This is a genomic window from Parabacteroides sp. CT06 (assembly GCF_002257605.1).
GTDB lineage: Bacteria > Bacteroidota > Bacteroidia > Bacteroidales > Tannerellaceae > Parabacteroides > Parabacteroides distasonis.
Genome location: NZ_CP022754.1, coordinates 4,233,194 through 4,255,049 on the forward strand (window position 1 = coordinate 4,233,194; position 21,856 = coordinate 4,255,049).

The window sequence follows — 21,856 nt, forward strand, 5'->3', positions numbered from 1 at the left end:
ATGAGCCGCTGATTATTCCCAGTTACCTGCGTTGTTATTAATTTCTTCCAAAGAACCTACGCGCAATCCCGGGAACTTACCTTGTTTCTCTGCCTTGTCGATCAAGTTATAAGTCAACTGAGCATCCATGTCACGCAAATATTCTTTGTAAGGAACCTCACAAGCGAATACTTTGATCTCATAACCAGAACCAGATTTCAACGTAGCCGTATCCATCTTGAAAGTAATCTTTTCACCCGGAACGGCCGGAACATAACGCATAGCCGCTACATCATAGTTCTTACCCAGCAAAGTATCTTTCGCCAATACCCACATGGTATCACGTCTGATTAAACCTTTCTTAACAGCCTCTGCTTCTGTCATACCTTTCTCCAACTGCTCATCCGTCAATACACCTTCCTTGATCAAGAACGGCAACTTATCCGTATTCAAGAATTTCTCCAAATCGTCGAAACTTCCGGCATGAGTCTTATACATGTTCTTGTATTCGATCTGAGCCTTACGGATTTCAATCAAACGGGCGATGATCGCATTGTCACGAATAGTCTTCTGATCATCATACTCAATCGGACCAGTGACGCTCTTGTAGCACATGTAAACTAGCAGTACAACTGCGGCAGCTAATAAAATCTTTAATGTAACTTTCATGGTTTGTATTGTTTTTTGAATTTATTTCGTTCGGCAAATTTAAAAAAGAATATTTAATACACTACCTTTATCGCGAAAATTATTGCGATCAAAATGATAAATAGTTACATAAGCCAGCAAATCGAACGAAATTTCCCCTATAAACCGACGGATGATCAGTTTTTAGCGCTTCATACGCTTACCGAATTTCTCTTGTCTGAGGAACCGGACAGCCTTCTACTGATGAAAGGCTACGCAGGAACCGGAAAAACCTCTCTGGTCGGGGCTTTGGTGAAAACGCTTAACGAACTAAAGCAAAAAACGTTTTTGTTGGCTCCAACCGGACGAGCAGCTAAAGTTTTCTCGGGCTACGCTGGCCAAAAAGCGTATACAATTCATAAAAAAATATATCGTCAACGGGCGTTTTCCAATGAGCCGACGGGCTTCATGCCGGCAGATAATTTACATAAAGATACACTTTTTATCGTCGACGAGGCTTCTATGATCGCCAACGAGGGATTGGATTCATTTGTTTTTGGCTCCGGACGCCTGTTGGACGATTTAATCCAGTATGTCTATTCCGGGGAAAACTGCCGTCTTATCCTAATGGGAGATGTCGCACAGCTTCCTCCGGTGATGCAAACGGAGAGTCCCGCCTTGAATCCCGAGATATTACGGGGTTACAACCTACAGGTTTGGGAGATAGCGTTAACTCAAGTCGTACGCCAAAGCGAGGACTCGGGAATCCTGTTCAACGCAACCCGGCTACGAGACGCACTACGAAACCACACGGTCGAGATCTTTCCGAAATTACAATTAAAAGGCTTCTCCGATTTCACGAAAGTCAATGGAGATGAGCTAATTGAGGAAATATCTTCCGCCTATAGCCGCGACGGTATGGAAGAGACAATGATTATCTCCCGCTCGAATAAACGAGCAACGATTTATAATAACGGCATACGTAACCGTATCCTATACAGGGAAGAAGAGCTATCGTCCGGCGATCGTTTAATGGTAGCGAAGAACAATTATTATTGGACAGCGAATTGCAAGGAGATGGACTTTATAGCGAACGGAGAGATCATTCAAGTCATGCGGGTACGCCGTGTCACGGAGATGTATGGCTTCCGCTTTGCCGACATCACGGCTCGTTTTCAAGATTATGATCTGGAAATCGATTTGAAAATCCTATTGGATACTTTACAGACCGACTCCCCCGCCCTCCCTAAGGAGCTAAACGACAAGCTCTTTTACACCATATTGGAAGATTACGAGGACATTCCTACCAAGGCGGGAAAAATGAAAAAGATGAAGGTAGATCCTCATTACAACGTCGTCCAAGTAAAATACGCTTATGCGGTAACCTGCCATAAAGCCCAAGGCGGCCAATGGATGAACGTCTTTCTCGATATCGGTTACATCACGGAGGAAATGCTTGGTGAGGATTTCTATCGGTGGCTCTACACGGCTTTTACCCGGGCGACCCATCACCTATATCTGGTGAATTTACCGGACGAGTTCGTCGAATGATTTACAATATTTTAAGATCGAAACTGGCAACATTGACAAGAAATACTTATTTTTGTTGCAAAACATACGTATGTCCGGATGATTTATAGCATCTGAAAAACATATAGAAATGGCAAACAAGGAAAAAATAGATTATCTATTGATCGATATCAGGGAGCTGGAGAAGTTGGTAGCCGGAATGAGGGACGCGGAAATTTATCCCGCCTCTTTCTTCAACCAGACCTTCCAGTTGACCCACAAGGTATTGAAGGAGCTTCATACGCTGGAGGAGTTTCAGTTAGAGGCTTTGCGTAAACAAATGGAGGAACATCAACGACTTATCGATTCTATTCCCGTAAGTAAACCTTTACAGATGCCGGAGGTGCAACCGGCTCCGGAAGTATCCCCTACGATCGAGGTCGTACAGGTACAAGAACCGGTCGTTGAGGAACCTATCGTAGTAGAACCAATTGTCGAAAAAGTGATCCCAGAAGAAAAGATCGTACAAGAGACAATCCCCTTGAAAGAGATAGAGATTCCACATAAAACTATATTAGCGGATAAATCCAGTATTTCACTGAATGATATATTGGAGAAAAAGAATCTTTCTGATTTCCGTAAGGCATTCAGTTTAAATGATCGTTTCCGCTTCAGAAGGGAATTATTCGGAGGAAATGAGGAGAAAATGAATAAGGCGATCTCAGACCTGAACGATCTTAGCTCGTACGAGGAATCGGTCACTTATCTGAACAAGGTGTTGAACTGGAATATAGAAGACGCTTCCGTAGCCGATTTCATCAAGCTATTGGAAAAACGCTTCTCATAAATATACGATATGGCAAAATTGACTGTAGTCCCAACCCCTGTTGGTAACTTGGAAGATATGACATTCCGGGCGATCCGTGTGCTAAAAGAAGCTGATCTTATTTTAGCGGAGGATACCCGTACGACCGGCATCTTGCTGAAACATTTCGAGATACAAAACAAGATGCAGTCCCACCACAAGTTCAATGAACATAAGACGGTGGAGCAAATCGCGGCCCGTATCAAGGGAGGCGAGAATATCGCCCTTGTTTCCGATGCCGGTACGCCGGCCATCTCCGATCCGGGATTCATGTTGGTGAGGGAATGTGTTCGCCAAGGGGTAGACGTAGAGTGCCTGCCCGGAGCTACAGCTTTCGTGCCCGCCTTGGTAGCGTCCGGATTACCCAATGAGAAGTTCTGTTTCGAGGGGTTTCTCCCTCAAAAGAAAGGAAGGCAGACCCGGCTAAAAGAATTGGCTTTGGAATACCGGACTATTATTTTTTATGAATCACCTTTCCGTCTGCTCAAGACCTTGACACAATTCGCCGAGTTTTTCGGTACGGACCGCCAAGTATCAGTATCCCGGGAAATATCCAAATTACACGAGGAAACCGTACGAGGCTCCTTAGAAGAAGTAATTCAGCATTTTACCGTGAACGAACCAAGGGGTGAGATTGTTATTGTATTAGCAGGCTTAAAAGATAAAAAGGACAAAGAGACAGAAAAAGATGTTTAACTTAACAAGCAAAAAGAACATGAAGAAAGTATTATTAGTATGTGTCTGCACAGCCATGCTGGCCTCTTGCGGCCAAAATTCAGCGGATTACAAGAAACTAAAGGCTGAGAACGATTCTCTACGTATCGAGAATACGAAGAACACGGATGAGCTTAATGATATGCTCTCCACCCTAAATGATATTGAATCTGATTTTCAATCTATACGTGATGCCGAGAATTATTTGACAATCCAACAACAAACCGGCGGTGAGCTAAATCAGTCACGCAGAGATCAAATCAAGCAGAACATGCAATTGATCAGCGAGACCTTGAAGAAGAACAAGGAGCAAATCAGCCAGTTGGAGGAGAAATTGAAGAAAAGCGGTATTCAATCTTCCGCATTACGAAAGACGATCGATCGTCTTTCCTCCGAGCTGGATCAAAAGGCAACGATGATTGTCGCTTTGCAAGAGGATTTGGCAAAGAAGAACGTACGTATCCAAGAATTGGACGAGATGGTAAGTTCCTTGAATGAGGATGTGGAAAGTCTGGCTACTACCGCAGCCGCTCAATCCGAGAAATTGAACGCTCAAGATAAAGCCCTTCACACGGCTTACTACTGTTTCGGTACTTCCAAGGAATTGAAGGAACAGAAGATCTTATCCGGTGGTGGCCTGTTCTCTAAATCTAAAGTATTGCAGAGTGGTTTCAACAAGGATTATTTTATCTCTATCGATATCCGTGAGGTAAAAGAAATTCCTTTGTTCGCAAGCAAGGCTAAACTAAAATCCAATCATCCGGAAGGATCTTATGAGTTCGTAGAGGATGAAGACGGAAACTTGACCTTGAAAATAAATGACGAGAAGGCTTTCTGGAGCCTAGGCAAGTATTTAGTGATCGAAGTTGGATAATGATTTATAAAAGTATATTTATCGATTTGGACGATACCCTTTGGGATACGTACCATAACAATAAAGAATGCCTTGAAGAGCTATATACCGATTACCACTTTAATCGGTATTATGCCTCCTTCGAGGCTTTCTTTGATATTTATATGCCTCATAATCTATACTTATGGGCCAAGTATCGTTCGGGGGAAATAGACCGGCAAACCTTAATCTTGGATCGATTTCTCTATGTACTTCGTCCGTTAGGAATAGAAGATAAGAAAACCGTCTTATCGGTAAATAATGATTTCTTGCAACGCACGACCACCAAAACCCGATTAGTGCCCGGAGCCATTGAATTATTGGAATATCTTCGCCCTTCCTATCGGTTATTTATTTTATCCAATGGATTCCGTGAGGTACAATTCAAGAAACTTAGCAACGCAGGCTTGGCTCCTTATTTCGAACGGATGATCCTGTCCGAGGACGCTAATATACAAAAACCCCATAAAGGTATTTTCGACTTCGCCTTAAAGAACACGAACTCACGCCGGTCCGAGAGCTTAATGATCGGGGATAGCTGGGAAGCTGATATCATTGGGGCTTACCAATCCAAGATCGACCAGATATGGTTGAATCCTGAAGGATTACCTGCCGTAGGCTTCATCCCAACCTATACAGTCCGCTCCTTGGATGAGATCCGGTCCATCTTATAAGATATCCTTTCTTACAATGCCCATTATAGAGTGCTTACGATGGGCATTATATGATCCTTAGAATGGGCATCATAAAGACCTTACAATGCCTATTCTAAGAACTACATCTTAATACATTATAAATTAACTGATTACTTATCGGTAGTCACCAGATATTGACGAAAGCCCTCAGAGTATTCCGGATGATACCCGTCTCCTATCGAATCGGAACAAATAATAAAATAGTCAAGGCCGGGCACTTTAGCGCATAAGGATTTAGCCTCCTCCGAACCTAAGACCATAAATGCGGTAGCATACGCATCAGCGGTCATGGCATCCGGGGCGACAATCGTAGCGCTAAGGATATCCCGCTGTACAGGGCAACCTTCACGGGGATCGATCGTATGGGCGTATTTACGTCCATCCTTTATATAAAAATTACGATAATTGCCTGATGTAGCCATTCCTAACGGTTTCGGGAAGCTAACGATCTGCTCGAGTTCTTGATTCATGCCGGCAGCGTCATCCGTAGGCTTCGTGATCCCTAAGCGCCAATCCATGCCCGAGGGATTCACGCCTTTCACACGCATCTCGCCACCAAACTCCACCAAATAATTACGGACCCCTTTCTTCTCCAGCATCTGAGCTATCATATCGCAAGCCGTTCCATCCGCCAAAGAAGAAAAGTTCATCATTAAGCGAGGATCGTCCTTCACGATGCGATCCCCTTCTAAACGAACTTTCTGAAAACCGATAAACTGACGGACACTGTCGATATGGGCAGGGGTTACGCTATCCTTCCGGCTGAAGCCAAACCCCCAAAGGTTGATCAACGGGGCGCACGTCACGTCGTAGGCCCCATTTGTCTCGGCAGATACTTCCAGTGCCTTCTTAAAGACTTTTTGGAAGAGCGTATCTACCCGTATGTCACGGTTCTGGTTTACCTGACTGATTACCGAAGTAGAATCAAAAGCATTAAACAGGTGGTAGAAATATTTCAACTGCTCGTCAATCTCCTTATCCAATGGTTTAGTATGCTCAAACTTAATATGATAAGGTGTATGAAGCCTTCCGGATACCTCATAGTATTGGGGAGCCTGTTCACAACTTATCAACAAGATATTAACAAGTAAGCAAAGGATGGAGAATCGACTTTTCATATTAGAACTCTGATGTAAAATGGAACTTAATATCCGGAAAATCCTGTTGGGCCATCATCAATACATAGCCGGAATCCGCTAAATAAACATCACGGCCTTCCTTATCCAACGCCATATATTGCGCCTTACGTTTCTTGAAATTCTCCAATGCCTGTTGGTTATCACTCTCGATCCAGCAAGCCTTATATAGGCTGATCGGCTCCCATTTACATTGAGCGGCATACTCATGCAACAGGCGGTATTGAATAACCTCAAACTGCAATTGTCCCACCGTACCGATAATCTTCCGGCCATTGAATTGATTGGTAAACAACTGAGCGACACCCTCGTCCATCAATTGCTCGATGCCCTTGTTCAATTGCTTTGCCTTCATCGGATCGGCGTTCTCTATATATTTGAACATCTCGGGCGAGAAGCTCGGCAACCCCTTGAAATGCAATTCCTCTCCGGAAGTCAACGTATCCCCTATCTTAAAGTTCCCGGTATCCGGCAAACCGATAATATCACCCGCGAACGCCTCATCCACCACTTCTTTCTTCTGAGCCATGAAAGCCGTCGGGCTACTGAAACGCATCATCTTACCGAAACGTACATGCTTATAGTTCGCGTTACGCTCAAAACGACCGGAACAAATCTTCACAAAAGCGATACAACTGCGATGGTTCGGGTCCATATTCGCATGGATCTTGAAAATAAAGCCGGTGAAATTATCCTCATTCGGGTCTACCACACGCTCTACCGCATGGATCGGACGTGGCGAGGGAGCGATACGGATAAAGCAATCCAATAGCTCTTTCACACCGAAGTTATTCAGAGCGGAGCCAAAGAATACCGGAGCGATATCCCCATCCAAATACGTATTCACATCAAATTCGGGATAAACCCCCTCTATCAACTCTATATCCTCACGAAGCTTTGCGGCTTGCGTAGGATCAATATAAGTCTCGAGATCCGGACTCGTGATATCCTTGAATTCCACATTCTCCGTCACATATTGCTTACTCGGGGTATATAGGTTCAGTTTCTGCTCGAAAATATTGTATACGCCCCGGAAACGTTGTCCCATATCGATCGGCCAACTCAATGGGCGTACCTTTATCTGTAATTCTTCTTCTATCTCATCCAGCAAATCAAAAGGATCTTTACCATCACGGTCCATCTTGTTGACAAAAACGATCACCGGAGTCTTACGCATACGGCAAACCTCCATCAACTTACGAGTCTGCGCCTCTACTCCCTTAGCGATATCGATCACGATAATAACGCTATCCACCGCCGTCAAGGTACGGAACGTATCCTCGGCGAAATCTTGGTGGCCCGGTGTATCCAAGATATTAATCTTATGATCGGAATAATCAAAAGCCATTACGGAGGTAGCTACGGAGATACCGCGTTGCTTCTCAATCTCCATCCAGTCGGACGTGGCAGTCTTCTTGATTTTATTAGACTTCACCGCTCCCGCTACATGGATAGCGCCACCAAATAACAATAATTTCTCGGTAAGCGTAGTCTTACCGGCATCCGGGTGGCTGATTATGGCAAACGTTCTTCTTCTTTCAATCTCTTCTGAATACTGGCTCATTCTATTTTATATGTATATATTGTTATCAGTTACACTTTGTTATTCATGCAGTAGGCCAAGCTAGTCTCCCAATGGGGAATCGTCAGTCCGTACGTGCTTTTTATCTTACCTTTATTCAATACGCTATAATGCGGCCGGCTGGCCGGTGTCGGATAATCCTTGGTCTCTATGGGTATCACCCGGTTATTCATACCTGCTATTTGCAAGATCTTTACCGTAAAATCATACCAGCTACACACCCCCTCGTCCGAGAAATGATAGATACCCGGTATAAATTTACCCGCCTCGGCACGTTCCAGCACGGTAAGCATAGCGACCGCTAAATCTCCGGCATAAGTAGGCGTACCCACTTGGTCGAATATGAAACGCAACTCATCCCGCTCCTTTCCCAAACGCAATACCGTCTTCATAAAATTGTTTCCATACTCGGAATACAACCAAGCCGTACGGATAATCACGGAATCCGGACACACCTCCATCAAGGCCTGCTCTCCCGCCAGTTTCGTACGTCCATATACGGAAACAGGACAAGTCGCATCGCTTTCCAGATAAGGACGGCAACTCGTTCCATCGAACACATAATCGGTAGATACATGAATCACCTTCGCACCCACGGCATGAGCGGCCTCACCTAAGTTCCGTACCGCATCCCGGTTGATGCGCATACACAGATCCTCATGCTCCTCCGCTTTATCCACCGCCGTATAAGCGGCGCAATTCATGACATATTGAACATCATTTTCCAAGACATATTTCCGGACGGCCTCCTTGTCGCAAATATCCAACGTATCTATATCCGTAAAAAGAAAATTATAGCCGGGATACTGGCTGATACGAGCGTAGATAGAATTTCCCAATTGACCGTTCGCTCCGGTTACCAAAACTGTCTTCATGTCTATATCTATTATTAATCCTCTAGTTTAAGTTCCCCTTTCATATCTTCCCGATATTTCTCGGCGAGCAACGCCAAGAAGGAACTGATTTGTTTAATACCCTCTAACGTCTCCGCACTCACCTCTTTCCCTTGCATACGCAAAAGCAGATAGCCATATACGGCGGCGAAACAAGTTTCTAGCTCCGGCAGATCCTCTCCACCCGATTTAGCCCGGAGCTGTACGATATAAGGAAGCGTCTTATAATAAGCTGCGCTATAAACCATCTCTTTCGGAGATTTCAAAAGACGAAGATGCAAATCGGTCAAAGTAATAATCACATTCTTGTTCAATTGGATATGACCTTTCTCCATCACCCCTTCGCTACGCATCATCTCGATCAATTCCTCGTACCATTGAGCGATTTCCTTCTTCACCTCCTCGGGCTGGTCGTAATGGGCGATCACCGTGCGGTTGATCGAATCCATATCGAACTTATTCGCCCGGATCAAGTCCTCAACCTGCCACATATAAAGCAGATATTCAGCGATATTCTCTTTTCTTTTTTGTCTAGCTATTATCATATCGGCAAAGATAAACTATATTCCGATAACGCTTGATAAAAATCCGCGTCTTTAACGCCTAACTGCCGGCAAGCCAAACGTGCCGCATTCAGATTGATCAAGAAATAGCGATTGGGAATCCGCACCGGATAGTCTCCGTAGCGAGTATGCAGAAAAGTCTGCCCGTCTTTCTCCACGACCGGATGTTCCTCAAAAGGGATAGCGGTGATATCGCTCCGGACGTCCCCTGCCAACTGACTGACAGTATCATCACCTCCAAAATAAATCAATTTCCCTTCCCGCTCAATAGAAACGGAGAAAGATTGATAAGTGGATAAATAGGCCTCTGGAGTCGCATGATCCGTCTCGGTAGACCAAGATAAATTCGTCAGGATGGCGATATGCGGACGATAGAATTCCAATTGGAAACGCTTGTCCAAGGCAGAGGTGATATGCTCATCTCCTTCGATCAAAGCGATACGTGCCTCATAACTCAAATGTACCCGATTCGGAAGCGAGTCCACCTTGCTAGTCAACGCATAGTCGAACGCCAACTTTTGCCGGCGCAACGCACAGACCATCATGGAAATAATTGTCTTCTTTCCACGACTACCCGCCACAACAACCCGAGTTTTCGACCGAGTCCGTTGAAATATAAATTCCGGAATGGATTGGATTAACATCCCCAATTCCTTCGCACGCAATAATTCCGGGTTATCTTGCTTTACTTTAGCACCCAAAACCACCGAGTGAATATCTTTTATTAATTTCTCCGGAAACCACCCATCCCCATAACAGGTACAGCCTGCGTTATGAAGTCTTCCTATCATCTCTTCAGTCAGACCACAACCGGAAGCGCTTACCTCATATCCTTTTTCTCGAAGTGCTAGGGCTAGATCTAAAACCAAAGGTTCGGTTACGGAGATCAAATGAACTTTTCGCATCGTTTTGATTTTAGCGCAAAAGTACGACTTTTATAAATACCTTCGGCACAAAGAAGCGAAAAATTAGATGCCCTCAATACGTTTAATGGTCGTGACCTCTTCTTTTCCCGAGGCCTCGACCAGCCTTTCCTTCGAGATTAGAACCGGAGTCCGTATAAATTCCGGGACATTAAAAGAGAACAGGGAACGCTCATAATAATCCGGAGACGCTTGCGGTAACAAGAAGGGCTTGCCGCACTGCCCTCGCTCATCCACATGCACCAAATACGGACGTGTGAAAAGCCCATCGCCCCGCCGGCTGGAAAAGACAAACCAATGACTATTGCCGCTCCAAGAATGATAGCTCTCTACATCCGGGCTATTCACTTCCGGCAAAGAATCGATTGCCCCGGTAGACAGATCCAGCATATGCAAATCCGCATCCTTATGCCAAATAGAGAAATTGCCATAATCGGACACCGTATAAAGTAGCCGCTTCCCATCCGGGGAGACTCTCGGGAACTTAACACTCCGGCCCGCTTCCCTCGCATTATATAAGGTATCCACTTGGGTTCCAATCGAACCGTCTTTCGGATCAAAAGCGACTCGTAGCAGGTTATACCGGACATCCCGATAATTTTCTGGCATACAGACAGAATCCGCCGAACAGAACAGCAGATAGTTGCCATCCGGAGTAAAAGTGGGAAAAGTCTCATAACACGCCATAGAAGCCAATAATGGCGAACTGAATACCCTCTCCTTCTCCGTGTCATAGATCAGCACGTCCGATTCCACGTCATATACCTCAATCCGATTCTCATCGGAAAGATGGAAGTCCTGGTGGGTCTCATTGGTAGAAAAAGCGACATACCGGCCGGATGGATGCCAATACGGATAAACGAACGAAGCCGGCTTACCGTCCCGTTCCAACGCGATCTTCTTTACCTGCCGATGATCAATCAAGTAAGTCCCATTATGAGAACCCCGCTGATGAAAAAGCATTTGTTCCCCTTGTCGCTCACAAAAGGCATGGCAGTTCATACAACTATTATTTGTCGATTGGTTATCAAGAATAGACTTTTCAACATAGTTTTCAACACATCGTTGATAAATCCCCATCTCGTTCCACATCCGATATCCGGGAAAAATACGGCGATACACCAAATAAGCGTCAACGGAATCTCTTGACACATAGATAGGGAAACTCATTTGTTTCCAATTACTTTGAGGTTCTCGAAAATAAACCGTCACATCTATTTGTTTTCCTTGTGCGTCCTGCGATAAGACCTTCCAATCCGTTTCCGGCAGGTTGAAAACACCCTGATCGGCTGCGATTATCAACTCCCTATTCATAGTTTTCAACCGAGTTATCCCCTGTAGCTGTTGATCAACCAACTTGAAATTGGGAGGGGCAATATTGACCGGTACAGTAACTTCCCTGTAATCCGGAAACACGTCAGTTTCTCCTTGTTCCGCTTGCGCAGGAACTTCCGGTCTACAAGCCACAAGTCCCAAAAGACAACCTATAATCCAACAGATAGATAATCGCTTCATTGTTCTTCTCCTTTAAAGATCTTGAAATAGTAATAATACCAATAGGTATCTCCAAATTGTCGATACATCGAAGACACATCCACTTGGTTGGCAGATCGTCCCAAAACCTGCTTGAATTCCCGGTATCGGTCTACGATCTCCGGCTGTATGGAATAGGAGGAAAGCGATATACTGTCTTTATCCGCCAACAACAATCCGGCTTCTTGGAAATGCCGGGGTATCGGTTCCCCCTTCACAAAAGGTATCTCTTCCAAGAATCGGCCAAATGCATCCAGCTTCTTACCCAACAAATAATAACATCCCCGGTATTCCCAACCGATCCGATGATCCGGAAGATTGTATCCACTCCATAAGGAATCGACAGGTACGGACAAACTCAGTCGATCCCTTTTCTCAACAGGCATATATTTGTCACTCAACTCCGGATCTTTATCCATTAATTCCGGATGTACCAGATAGGTAGCATAACGGCAAGCCCAATCTTTATAGAATGGCATAGCGGCAAGCAAGTCCAAATATTTCTTGGCCAGCGCCACCTCACCCCTAATCAGACAAACTTGCACGAAACGTTGCATCATGCGGGCACTCCCTTTACGTTTGGCTTGCGTAAATCCGTCCATCGCAAAGCTTTCAGACAAAGAGACATCGCCAACAAGAAAATGAACATCGCTCAATAAACGATCCATGTAAAAGGTCTGATTCCAATCGGCACATAAGCTTTTCGTTCCTTTCTGATCGAAAGTAAACATCCGGTCGGCCAATTCTCCCTTATGGGCCAACGACATATTCAAATAGTTTAAGCTAACATAATTATAGATCTGCTTTCCCCGGTACTTATCAATAATGGCGTCCCATTGTCTCTCCCTGGCCAAGAAAGAGAGCTCGTCAAGCATCATGCGTTGCGCATGCCAAGGTTCCGGCAGGCAAAACCGGATGGATACCAGCGCCGTGATCAGACAAACAACAAGGGCTACCCGATCCATCCATTTACTCTTCTCGCCAATCACCGGAACAAAGCGAGCGAATAAAGCAACACCGACAATCGAAAGGGTAAAGAAAGTCCATACACGATACATATAATAATGAGGTAATCGCTGTATCTCCAGATAGGCTTCCGGCATCCATCCATCAGACAAAGGTACTGGAATCCCTAACCATCCGCTAAACAAATAGATAAAAAGCGCTGGGATCAAGCAGGCAGCGGCGGCCAATCTTTGCCGCGACGTTTTGTAGCGGAGTAAGGCTAACAGCGTATATAAGAAAGCGTAACAGACCGAAAGAAGCCCGGTCAGCCCACATAAAAAAAGTGTAGAGGCAATTCCGTATCCGGCAATAGAACCCGCCCGACGCACCTTTAGCGAGAGCGACAAAGCTAAAAGCATCAAAACCACGCCAACCGTCCCGTCCACCAAATACTCCCCATGAATACTCATCTTAACCAGATACAGGACCGGCAATAAAGAAAGGAACAGCAGGTAGGTCTTGTCAGAAAAACAACGCAAGATCCTATAGACCATAAACCCGCAACCAACGAGTAAAACCGTATGGAGAACCACCGCCGACATAGGCTGCCGGTAGTATTGAATGATCCATTGCCCGGCGACAGCGCAAAATCCTCCCGGCTGAAAAAGGAACTCCCGGATATACCACCACTCAGGTATAAACAATTGCATCTCCTCCTGACCGACAAACACAAACACGCCAAAAAGCAGGAAATAATAAAAAATAGCAGCTGTCGAAAAAGACCAGAAAAGCGTTTGTTTCCAGTTCATATACTTAATAGATTATTATTCCACCAACCATCGCTCGATGTTACGGGTCACAGAGGAGAAGTTCACGCCGATCTTAAAAACTTGCCGCGGATCACTCGCAAAGGGAAGCGCATACTGTCTCTCCTCAATCTGGCGCAACGCCTCCTCGGCGGTGCCGTTCAGCTTGAATTCCATCACGTAGATATAGCGATCGGTCTTTAAAACGAGATCAATACGCCCTTGTGAGGTATGATATTCCACCTGCGTATAAAGTCCAACCAACTTAAATACGATAAAAAGCACGTTCCGGTAATGCAACTCCGTATCACGCTCCGGCTTCTGACCGGCGATCACCTCATAGGGTGTATCAGCGAAGAAGCTTTGCAAGCGGCGGAAGAACGCATCGTAATCACCGGAGCGTATCTCTCGTACGAATTGCCCGATCTCGAAAGGGGTCTTGGGCGCACTAACACTCGTGTAAAATGGAAGGAGATATTTCACGAAACCCTCTTCCACTTCCCGGTTCGGGAAACCTAGCCGGTAGATACCAAATTCAGGATCGTAATCCTTGATCGTCAAGTAGCCACTCTGGTAGATCACGGGGACGGGATTTATCGAGGCAGAGTCAATACTGTTCAACACATCCACATCGGTCTCCGTGTTCGCCATCTCATAAAGGTCGTAATGGGTATGCTTGAGTAATTCAACAAGGTAAGAGGGCCTACCGGTCTCGAACCAATAATCGCCGAATTTCCGGCGAGCGAACGTATTCAGCAGGCTGAAAGGATTATACATACCGATGGAATTCTCCACGAAATGGTATCCATCATAGCATTCTTTGAGTCTCAGGCAGGTCTCCTCGTAGGTCATATCTTGCGCTCCGGCCAGTTCCCTCACCTCATCTTCCAGACAAGTATGTATCTCTTTCTCCGTGATGCCACATATCTCCACGTAACGATCGTCCATCGATATGTCCATGAGGTTATTCAAATCGCTAAACACGCTTACCTTTCCAAACTTCGTCACCCCAGTCAGCAAGGCGAAACGGATGGCTCCATCCATCGTCTTCAACACGCCGTAAAAAGGCTTCAACATGTTCCGCAACTGATCCTGCATATCCTCATCGTGCAGGTTCTGCAATAAGGGCTTGTCATACTCGTCAATCAATATCACCACGCGATGCCCGGTCTGGCGGTAAGCCTGTTCTATCACATAGCTAAAACGCTCCTCCAAGGCACGTCCCTGTTTCTCCGTTCCATACAGAGCCTCCCATTTCTCCAAGAATTCATTCAAGATACTAGTCAGCGCGGCAGTGTCTTTATAATAACGAGTATTCAGATCCAGATGCAAGACCGGATATACCTCCCAGTCTTTCTCCAACCGTTCCATCGCCAACCCCTCGAACAGCTCCCTCTTTCCTTGGAAATAGGCCTCCAACGTAGATAGCAAGAGACTCTTGCCGAAACGCCGCGGACGACTCAAGAAATAGTAACTTCCGGTCTTAACCAACTGATAAATCAAAGCTGTCTTATCAATATAGAGATAACCGTCTTTACGGATCTTCTCGAAGTTCTGTATGCCGATAGGATAAATTGTCTGACTCATAACGATGATCGTTTAGATATACTTACCATGAACAAAGATAGACATTCCTTTTTATCGGAACAAGATAAGAACATATGATCTCAAAAACTTTCCTTGACAATACGCTTGACTGGCAGGAAAAAACGCTTGATCAAACGCAATTCCTCCCATTTTGAATAAGAACTAATAGCAGATCACATCGTTGAAGATAATACAGAGATCGGTCATATTCTCCCATACAAGTTATATATCCTCTAAGACCGTAACTTAAAGAATACAATCCAATCATTCGTATTATCATCTATTTGGGATACATCCACACCCTTCAAAAACGGATAGGTATCTTGATAATTCGGGGCCGCTTTGGCGATTTCCCCTACGACCTCTTTCAGCTCTACGGCATTGACCAGTTGGTAAAACTCCCGGCTCTTCTCATCATATCCGTCCGGTGCCCTGTAGCCTCCGAAGAACAAATCGTAAGGTTGCCCCCAGTTCTTATTCAGAAGATAAGTATCCGACTTACGGTTATAATAAACCACACATGGATCCCAGATCAAAGAAGGCGCAAACACAACCCAGTCGTCCGTAACGGTCAAGCGATCGAATGAGAGAATGGCCTTATCTCCCTCGCGGTATTCACGGAACCGGTTGGCGATCTCCTCATCCGTACCACTAAACATATTGGAGGGGATATTCATGCCTTTGAAGTCAAGCGTGGCGAAGGCAGACACGGTATCTTCCAGCTGATAGATGGATGGATCAAAATAATTTGTCAACAAGATCCGATCGCCATATCTCTTCAACGAATGATAGGTGGACTGAGAGATTTGCTGTTTCAATAAGTTCTTATCGCTAGGTAAATATTCGGAGATCGTACCATCCGGACGATATAGGGTTAGCTGATAAGGCTGGATATAATTGGAAGCGACAGCTATCGTGCCATCTTTAGCGACAGCTACCTGACGACCATCATTTTTCAGGGGAACAGTTTTGAGATAATTACCCTCATAGTCATACAGCTGGATCTTCGTATTATCCAAAGCATAAACCTTATTGTCAAACAAAGCCATATTGAATAGCACGTTATATTCCTCCGGGCCTTGCCCGTTCCGAAAGATCTTGTTCTTGAACTTACCATCCCTGCCGAAACGGAAAATCACACGCTGAGAAGCATCTAAAAGGAATATATCATCATCTGCCAAATGGATGGTAGAGGCGGAGCCTTTAAACAGGATACTGTCTCCCGACTCCAAAGGTAACAACCGGATCTCCATACCGGCCAGAAATCTATCAATACTTTCTTTGGGTGATTCCGACTTCAAATCTACTTGATAGACAGATAGAGTCTTCTCTAGTTGTGCCTCATTTTTCTTTTCGGTACACCCTTGCAATAATAATACACCGCAAAAAAACAAGCTAATTAATTGTTGTTTCATCACGTTATAAATCAATCAAAATTATATGCCGGAAAACGCAGTAGTACTTACTTCGTCTACGAATATATACTTATTTGCCCGATGAAGTATATATTCTCCAGTCAAGTAAGTACTACTGCGTTTTCCACGCCATATCAGAAAAAGGAGGTATGCCTCTGCAACATACCTCCTTTTTTATATTAAGTCTAACTTATTAATATCCCGGGTTCTGTTCCAACAACGGGTTCGCACCCAATGACAATTGATGCAATGGATAACGATTGTATTTCTCATCGTTCGTAGCCTTATGATCCCACCAATCCTCTGTCACATATGCGTCCCAACGGATCAAGTCCGTACGACGACGGGCCTCGCGCAAGAACTCTTGCATCCATTCCTTCAGCATACGGTATTTATCCAAATTGGCAGCGGTAACAGGATCCGGGTCGTTTCCACCCTCGAAGTTACGCTTACGGATGGAGTTGATGATATCGGCCGCACCATTCTTATCGCCCAAACGCATCTTACATTCCGCCAAAGTATAATAGATCTCTGTCAGACGAATTACAGGACAATCTGGGTTGAAACGTTCCTTGAACTCATCTTGATTAGGCAGAGGACTAAATTTAAGAACACGCACGCCTGAGTTCTCCTCTGCATCGGCAATCGTAGAAGTCAGATCCTTAAGACTGGCTACCGTATTGCCCACCTGGCTGATATGAGCGATCTGGTCTACGACATTCAAGACCTTGCCGGCATACTCGCGGGCACCCAGACATTTATACTCGGGGAAATCCGGGTTTTGCAACTCACCAACGATAAACATACCACGGTATTTGCGACCACCCTCATATACATACTGCTGCTTACGGATATCCTTGTCGTTGAATGTCTCGTATGGATTACCTACGTTAAACTTATACAAGTTACCCTCCGGATCGCGACTAGGGCATAGGCAAAGCCCATTATTACCACTAGCATCCTGCAAGCCCCCTAAGAAATCCTTGAAATTATAGGGAAGAGTGAAGGCAGTCAAACCACCATCCGTCTCACCTTTGGCATTCTCGGAAGGTACTGTCCAGATAATCTCCGGGCAAGTCTCATTACCCCAACCAAAGATCTCGGTGAAATGGTTGGCCAATTTATACTGACCATACTTTCCATCGATAATATCCTGACAAATCTTAGCGGCCTCCTCATACATCGGTTTATTGATATACGATTCAGCGTTGAAATACAAACGAACCTTCAAAGCCGCAGCCACAGCACGATGGATAACGTTCGTCTCGGGTGCTCCCAAGGTCTCCTTCAACGGAAGATTCGGCATAGATACATCCAACAAGGAGTCGATAAAATGGAAAGTCTCCACATCTGTAGCACGAGCCTTCACATCCTCCTTCGTAGATGTGTAAAGAGGCATACCACCAAACATGTCCAAACCATCCAAATAAAAAGAGGCAGCCAATACGTTCAACTGATTAATCATTGATACACGATCCTCCTCAGTCAAACCCACCGATACGAAATCAATATTCTCCAAATCCTCCAAGGCACTCCACGACTGAGCCACACCCATCGTCGTCAAGTCCCATCCATCCTTCATCGGGCTCATATCATCCATAAAATGATGATGATGCATGTTCTGATAAACGGCGCCATCAAACCAGTCATTACCACGAGTAGGCACACACATAGCATCAGTTCCCACTTCCATCAAGCGCACACGAGCGTCGTTATGAGCTACCCACCAACGCCAATGCGTAAAAGGACGATTAAAACGCGACCAAACCGCGTCTGCATTCGTATAATACGTGTCGGGAACAACCTGCGAATAGAACGTAGGATCCACGTCACAAGAGGTACCCAGCAGCAAGCAAGCAGCTCCGGCTACCAACCAATTTGTTATCTTGCTAATTTTCATTTTCTTCTTACCTTTTTAGAATGTTACTTGAATACCTAACGTATAGGTGCGAACTATCGGATCACAGTTCCAAACCTTATCGACACCGCCTTCCCAACCGGTAATATTCACTTCCGGATTATGTCCGCTATATCCTGTAATAGTCGCTACATTGCCGACAGTTCCATATACACGCAGGCGCTCTGCCCATTTTGTATACTTACTCAACGCCAATGTATAACCTAACGTAATCGCATCAATTTTCAAGAACGAGCCATCCTCCAAGAAGTAGTCACAAAGCTGCTTCACGCCGCGAATGTCCTTATACTTCGGATCGTCAAGCGCCGGTTTCCAAAGATTCCACTGGCCGGCACCACTCTGTCCCTGGATACCCAAGTACATCGGATAAGTATTCAAGACATCGAAACCTATCCAACTACGCATATTAATACCCAAGTCAAAATTCTTATAGGTAAAGGTATTGTTCCATCCCATCATCACCTTAGGTAGATAATTACCGATATATTGTTTGTCGTCTACACTCTTTTGGGAAGCAGGTATAACCTCACCATCCTTATTGTACAAAAGGAAGTCTCCTTTATCGTCGAATCCAGCGAATTTCCACATATGGAACGCACCGATCTCTGCCCCCTCTTCAATACGAGAGGCATCGCCCGGCCATCCCGGTTCATCCATAGCGTTACCATCCATACGTGAATTGTTACCATACATCGTAAGGATCTTACCTGAGTTATGGCTCATATTCAAGCTGGAAGTCCAAGTGAAGTCCTTATTCTGGATGATGTCACCACCAACCTCGAACTCCCATCCTTTACTCTCCATCTCGCCAATGTTCTGCCATTGTTTGCCATTTGGATACGGTGGCTGTGGAACATTCACCTCGTAGATCATGCCATCGATCTTACGACGATAGTAATCGAACTTACCATACATACGGTTGCCAAAGAATGAGTAATCCACACCGATATTCCACTCTTTCTTCTCTTCCCATCCCAAATAAGGGTTCACGTTAGAGCTCGGTCCATAAACAAACGCCCAGCTACCACTCGGAAGCATCCAATATTGGTCGCGACTTAACGTATTAGCCATATAGGAAGCATCGAAGTCGTTATTACCGGTCACACCATAACCGAAACGGATCTTCAAGTCATTTACCCAATCAAACTCTTTCATGAATTCCTCACCAGATACACGCCAACCTCCAGACAACGCCCAGAAATTACCCCAACGGTTCTCTGCGGCAAACTTCGAGGAACCCTCATGGCGGATCGTAGCCGTTACCATATATTTATCATTATATGAATAATTGGCACGGGCATAAAGAGCGAACAAACGTTCCGTAATATCTTTTTTAGATCCCATCTTTGCCTTACCGTCGGTCAAATAAGATCCGGATTCCAAGTCCCAATATTTCAGGCCTTCTACACCGAAATCATAGTTCTCCGCATTGAAATTCTCTCCATTCTTCTCGAAATAAGAGTAACCGGCAACGGCATTTAAGCTATGACCTCCCTTAAATTCTTTCAGGTAAGTGAAGTAACCCTCAGAAGTAAGATGTTCGGTCTTCGAGAATTCCAATTTCGCCCAACCACCGCGGTTGTTTGTCACCTCCTCTCGGTGATAGCGAGAACGGAACTGGTGCAACTCCCACTGACGGTTCTCGTAACCCAATGTCTGAGAATAGCTCAAACCTTCAATCGGCTTGATGTTCAATTTCATCGTCACCTCAGGCTTAAACCATTTATCCAAGCCCTCGTAGTCGGAAAGCATACGATCCGCTACGATATTGTAGTCCAAAGTTTCTCCGGTCCATACGTTATATCCGCTCGGGCTTTCCGGGTCAAATGGGGAACGAGTCGGGTTATTATACAACGCCTGCTTGAAGTTTGCCTTCTTATCCTCATCCGATCCATCGGAAGTACGAGCAGTCTGACGATAATCCACGATCGGACGGATCTCTAACCAACCATCGAACAGCTTAAAGTTTGCATTCAAGCGTCCACCATAGTCCTTACGGTTATCCTTAATCGTGATGCCTTCGTTGGTCTCATAGAAGAAAGAGGTGTACACTTGTGCGTTCTCGGTACCTAGCTCCAAAGAGAGGTGATGTTTTTGCGAGAAGTTATCCTTCTGCAAAAGAGCGTCCCACCAATCAGCGTTCTGCCCGTAATCAATGATATTCACGTCCGTACGATTACGATACTCATCGGCGGTCATCATATCTGGACGGCCATAGTTTTGTTTCTTCGAAAGCTCAGTACTATAATTCAATTTTACTTTACCATTCGTGTTAGAACCACTCTTCGTTGTGATCAAGATCACACCCGAAGCAGCACGTGTACCATAGATCGCACCAGCGGAAGCATCTTTCAGCACATCGATAGATTTGATATCGTCTTGGTTCAAGGCACGAATATCACCTCCCGGGAAACCATCGACAACGATCAATGGAGCCTTACCAGAGTTGATAGAGGTCAAACCACGCAACTGGATCGTGGTCGTACCATTGGCACTACCATTATTTTGCAAGATCAAACCGCTGATCTTACCTTGCAAAGAGCTGGTGATATCGGCACCACCCACACCCTTCATCATATCGCCGGCAGACAATGAGGTAACGGAGCTGGTCACTTGCTTCTTCTCCATCGTACCGTAACCTACGACCACGACCTCTTCAAGAGCCTGGGAATCTTCCGACAACGTAACATTTATAACACTTTGACTGCCAACCGGGACTTCCTTGGTCGTGTAACCGATATAAGAGATTTCCAAAACAGCGTTTGCGGGCACATCTTGCAACGTAACCGAGCCGTTCATGTCGGTTACGTTACCGATAGTAGTTCCCTTGACCAACACGTTCGCGCCGATCAACTCACCCATTGAATCTGAAACCTTAACCGTAACAGTCTTACCATTTTGCATGACCGATTCAACATTCGGTCCGTAGTTGTGCGAGGGTTCCACAGCCGCCAATCCTTGAAAGGAGGCCATACATAGGAATCCCGTGGTAAGCATCATAACACTTGGTTTGAACAAGCTTAAACACAATTGCTTGCTCTTCTTACTACATTTTTCCATCTTTATTATTAAATGGTTATAATTAATTGAGATTAACAATATTCAAACACCAAAAACCTACTTTCTGCTATCTCTGAGCGCAGTCCCTAATAAAAATGACTAGCTAAAACGTTCGTTTAGACTAGTCGTCCGCGAAGTTAACCATTAATTTAAATTAAGCAACATTCATTTAAATCATTTTTCGATTCTATTAGTAATAAGACTTATAATCAAT

The 21,856-nt window shown here is 45.0% G+C and carries 17 protein-coding genes; 5 read left to right on the forward strand and 12 right to left on the reverse strand.

The window, feature by feature from the left end; translation table 11 throughout:
- Positions 1-12: 12 nt before the first annotated feature.
- Complete coding sequence (locus CI960_RS18770) at positions 13-648, reverse strand: hypothetical protein (protein ID WP_005861338.1); 636 nt, start codon at positions 646-648, stop codon at positions 13-15.
- A gap of 93 nt (positions 649-741) precedes the next feature.
- On the opposite strand from CI960_RS18770, the gene CI960_RS18775 reads away from it, so the two are divergent.
- The 5 genes from CI960_RS18775 (at position 742) to CI960_RS18795 (ending at position 5,260) form a co-directional block, all read left to right on the forward strand.
- Positions 742-2,157: an ATP-dependent RecD-like DNA helicase gene (locus CI960_RS18775; RefSeq protein WP_005861336.1), complete on the forward strand. Its 1,416-nt coding sequence runs from the start codon at positions 742-744 to the stop codon at positions 2,155-2,157.
- 109 nt (positions 2,158-2,266) lie between these two features.
- A complete protein-coding gene (locus tag CI960_RS18780; protein ID WP_005861334.1) occupies positions 2,267-2,962 on the forward strand; it encodes a hypothetical protein in 696 nt (231 codons plus the stop codon).
- 9 nt (positions 2,963-2,971) lie between these two features.
- Positions 2,972-3,676, forward strand: a complete 705-nt coding sequence (gene rsmI, locus CI960_RS18785; protein ID WP_005861332.1) for a 16S rRNA (cytidine(1402)-2'-O)-methyltransferase — start codon at positions 2,972-2,974, stop codon at positions 3,674-3,676.
- A 19-nt stretch (positions 3,677-3,695) separates the two neighbouring features.
- The gene (locus CI960_RS18790) at positions 3,696-4,568 is read left to right on the forward strand and encodes a hypothetical protein (protein WP_005861330.1); all 873 of its coding nucleotides are present in this window, start codon (positions 3,696-3,698) and stop codon (positions 4,566-4,568) included.
- Positions 4,568-5,260, forward strand: a complete 693-nt coding sequence (locus CI960_RS18795) for a YjjG family noncanonical pyrimidine nucleotidase (protein ID WP_005861328.1) — start codon at positions 4,568-4,570, stop codon at positions 5,258-5,260. The genes CI960_RS18790 and CI960_RS18795 overlap by 1 nt, the downstream gene beginning before the upstream one ends.
- Before the next feature lie 131 nt (positions 5,261-5,391).
- Here CI960_RS18795 and CI960_RS18800 read toward each other — a convergent pair whose 3' ends face one another.
- The 11 genes from CI960_RS18800 to CI960_RS18850 form a co-directional block, all read right to left on the reverse strand.
- Positions 5,392-6,399: an FAD:protein FMN transferase gene (locus CI960_RS18800; protein ID WP_005861326.1), complete on the reverse strand. Its 1,008-nt coding sequence runs from the start codon at positions 6,397-6,399 to the stop codon at positions 5,392-5,394.
- 1 nt (position 6,400) lies between these two features.
- Entirely contained in the window at positions 6,401-7,981 is a 1,581-nt protein-coding gene (locus CI960_RS18805; protein WP_005861324.1) for a peptide chain release factor 3, read from the reverse strand.
- A 29-nt stretch (positions 7,982-8,010) separates the two neighbouring features.
- Entirely contained in the window at positions 8,011-8,874 is an 864-nt protein-coding gene (gene rfbD / locus CI960_RS18810) for a dTDP-4-dehydrorhamnose reductase (RefSeq protein WP_005861322.1), read from the reverse strand.
- A 14-nt stretch (positions 8,875-8,888) separates the two neighbouring features.
- Complete coding sequence (locus tag CI960_RS18815; RefSeq protein ID WP_005861320.1) at positions 8,889-9,437, reverse strand: DUF4924 family protein; 549 nt, start codon at positions 9,435-9,437, stop codon at positions 8,889-8,891.
- Positions 9,434-10,360: a Mur ligase family protein gene (locus CI960_RS18820; RefSeq protein WP_005861318.1), complete on the reverse strand. Its 927-nt coding sequence runs from the start codon at positions 10,358-10,360 to the stop codon at positions 9,434-9,436. The genes CI960_RS18815 and CI960_RS18820 overlap by 4 nt, the downstream gene beginning before the upstream one ends.
- 63 nt (positions 10,361-10,423) lie before the next feature.
- Entirely contained in the window at positions 10,424-11,893 is a 1,470-nt protein-coding gene (locus tag CI960_RS18825; RefSeq protein WP_005861316.1) for a PD40 domain-containing protein, read from the reverse strand.
- A complete protein-coding gene (locus tag CI960_RS18830) occupies positions 11,890-13,665 on the reverse strand; it encodes a DUF6057 family protein (protein ID WP_005861314.1) in 1,776 nt (591 codons plus the stop codon). The genes CI960_RS18825 and CI960_RS18830 overlap by 4 nt, the downstream gene beginning before the upstream one ends.
- Positions 13,666-13,680: 15 nt before the next feature.
- Complete coding sequence (locus CI960_RS18835; RefSeq protein ID WP_005861312.1) at positions 13,681-15,249, reverse strand: ATP-binding protein; 1,569 nt, start codon at positions 15,247-15,249, stop codon at positions 13,681-13,683.
- 233 nt (positions 15,250-15,482) lie between these two features.
- Positions 15,483-16,664, reverse strand: a complete 1,182-nt coding sequence (locus CI960_RS18840; RefSeq protein ID WP_005861310.1) for a 6-bladed beta-propeller — start codon at positions 16,662-16,664, stop codon at positions 15,483-15,485.
- Positions 16,665-16,857: 193 nt separating this feature from the next.
- Positions 16,858-18,564 (reverse strand): RagB/SusD family nutrient uptake outer membrane protein, encoded by a 1,707-nt coding sequence (locus CI960_RS18845; RefSeq protein WP_005861308.1) that lies wholly within the window; start codon positions 18,562-18,564, stop codon positions 16,858-16,860.
- Between the two features lie 15 nt (positions 18,565-18,579).
- Positions 18,580-21,642, reverse strand: coding sequence for a SusC/RagA family TonB-linked outer membrane protein (locus CI960_RS18850; protein ID WP_005861306.1), 3,063 nt, complete (start codon positions 21,640-21,642; stop codon positions 18,580-18,582).
- Positions 21,643-21,856: the final 214 nt, after the last annotated feature.

Excerpts from the sequence above, each read along its gene's own strand:
- CI960_RS18770 (WP_005861338.1), bottom strand. The coding sequence starts at position 648 with ATGAAAGTTACATTAAAGATTTTATTAGCTGCCGCAGTTGTACTGCTA.
- CI960_RS18775 (WP_005861336.1), top strand. The coding sequence starts at position 742 with ATGATAAATAGTTACATAAGCCAGCAAATCGAACGAAATTTCCCCTAT.
- CI960_RS18780 (WP_005861334.1), top strand. The coding sequence starts at position 2,267 with ATGGCAAACAAGGAAAAAATAGATTATCTATTGATCGATATCAGGGAG.
- rsmI (WP_005861332.1), top strand. The coding sequence starts at position 2,972 with ATGGCAAAATTGACTGTAGTCCCAACCCCTGTTGGTAACTTGGAAGAT.
- CI960_RS18790 (WP_005861330.1), top strand. The coding sequence starts at position 3,696 with ATGAAGAAAGTATTATTAGTATGTGTCTGCACAGCCATGCTGGCCTCT.
- CI960_RS18795 (WP_005861328.1), top strand. The coding sequence starts at position 4,568 with ATGATTTATAAAAGTATATTTATCGATTTGGACGATACCCTTTGGGAT.
- CI960_RS18800 (WP_005861326.1), bottom strand. The coding sequence starts at position 6,399 with ATGAAAAGTCGATTCTCCATCCTTTGCTTACTTGTTAATATCTTGTTG.
- CI960_RS18805 (WP_005861324.1), bottom strand. The coding sequence starts at position 7,981 with ATGAGCCAGTATTCAGAAGAGATTGAAAGAAGAAGAACGTTTGCCATA.
- rfbD (WP_005861322.1), bottom strand. The coding sequence starts at position 8,874 with ATGAAGACAGTTTTGGTAACCGGAGCGAACGGTCAATTGGGAAATTCT.
- CI960_RS18815 (WP_005861320.1), bottom strand. The coding sequence starts at position 9,437 with ATGATAATAGCTAGACAAAAAAGAAAAGAGAATATCGCTGAATATCTG.
- CI960_RS18820 (WP_005861318.1), bottom strand. The coding sequence starts at position 10,360 with ATGCGAAAAGTTCATTTGATCTCCGTAACCGAACCTTTGGTTTTAGAT.
- CI960_RS18825 (WP_005861316.1), bottom strand. The coding sequence starts at position 11,893 with ATGAAGCGATTATCTATCTGTTGGATTATAGGTTGTCTTTTGGGACTT.
- CI960_RS18830 (WP_005861314.1), bottom strand. The coding sequence starts at position 13,665 with ATGAACTGGAAACAAACGCTTTTCTGGTCTTTTTCGACAGCTGCTATT.
- CI960_RS18835 (WP_005861312.1), bottom strand. The coding sequence starts at position 15,249 with ATGAGTCAGACAATTTATCCTATCGGCATACAGAACTTCGAGAAGATC.
- CI960_RS18840 (WP_005861310.1), bottom strand. The coding sequence starts at position 16,664 with ATGAAACAACAATTAATTAGCTTGTTTTTTTGCGGTGTATTATTATTG.
- CI960_RS18845 (WP_005861308.1), bottom strand. The coding sequence starts at position 18,564 with ATGAAAATTAGCAAGATAACAAATTGGTTGGTAGCCGGAGCTGCTTGC.
- CI960_RS18850 (WP_005861306.1), bottom strand. The coding sequence starts at position 21,642 with ATGGAAAAATGTAGTAAGAAGAGCAAGCAATTGTGTTTAAGCTTGTTC.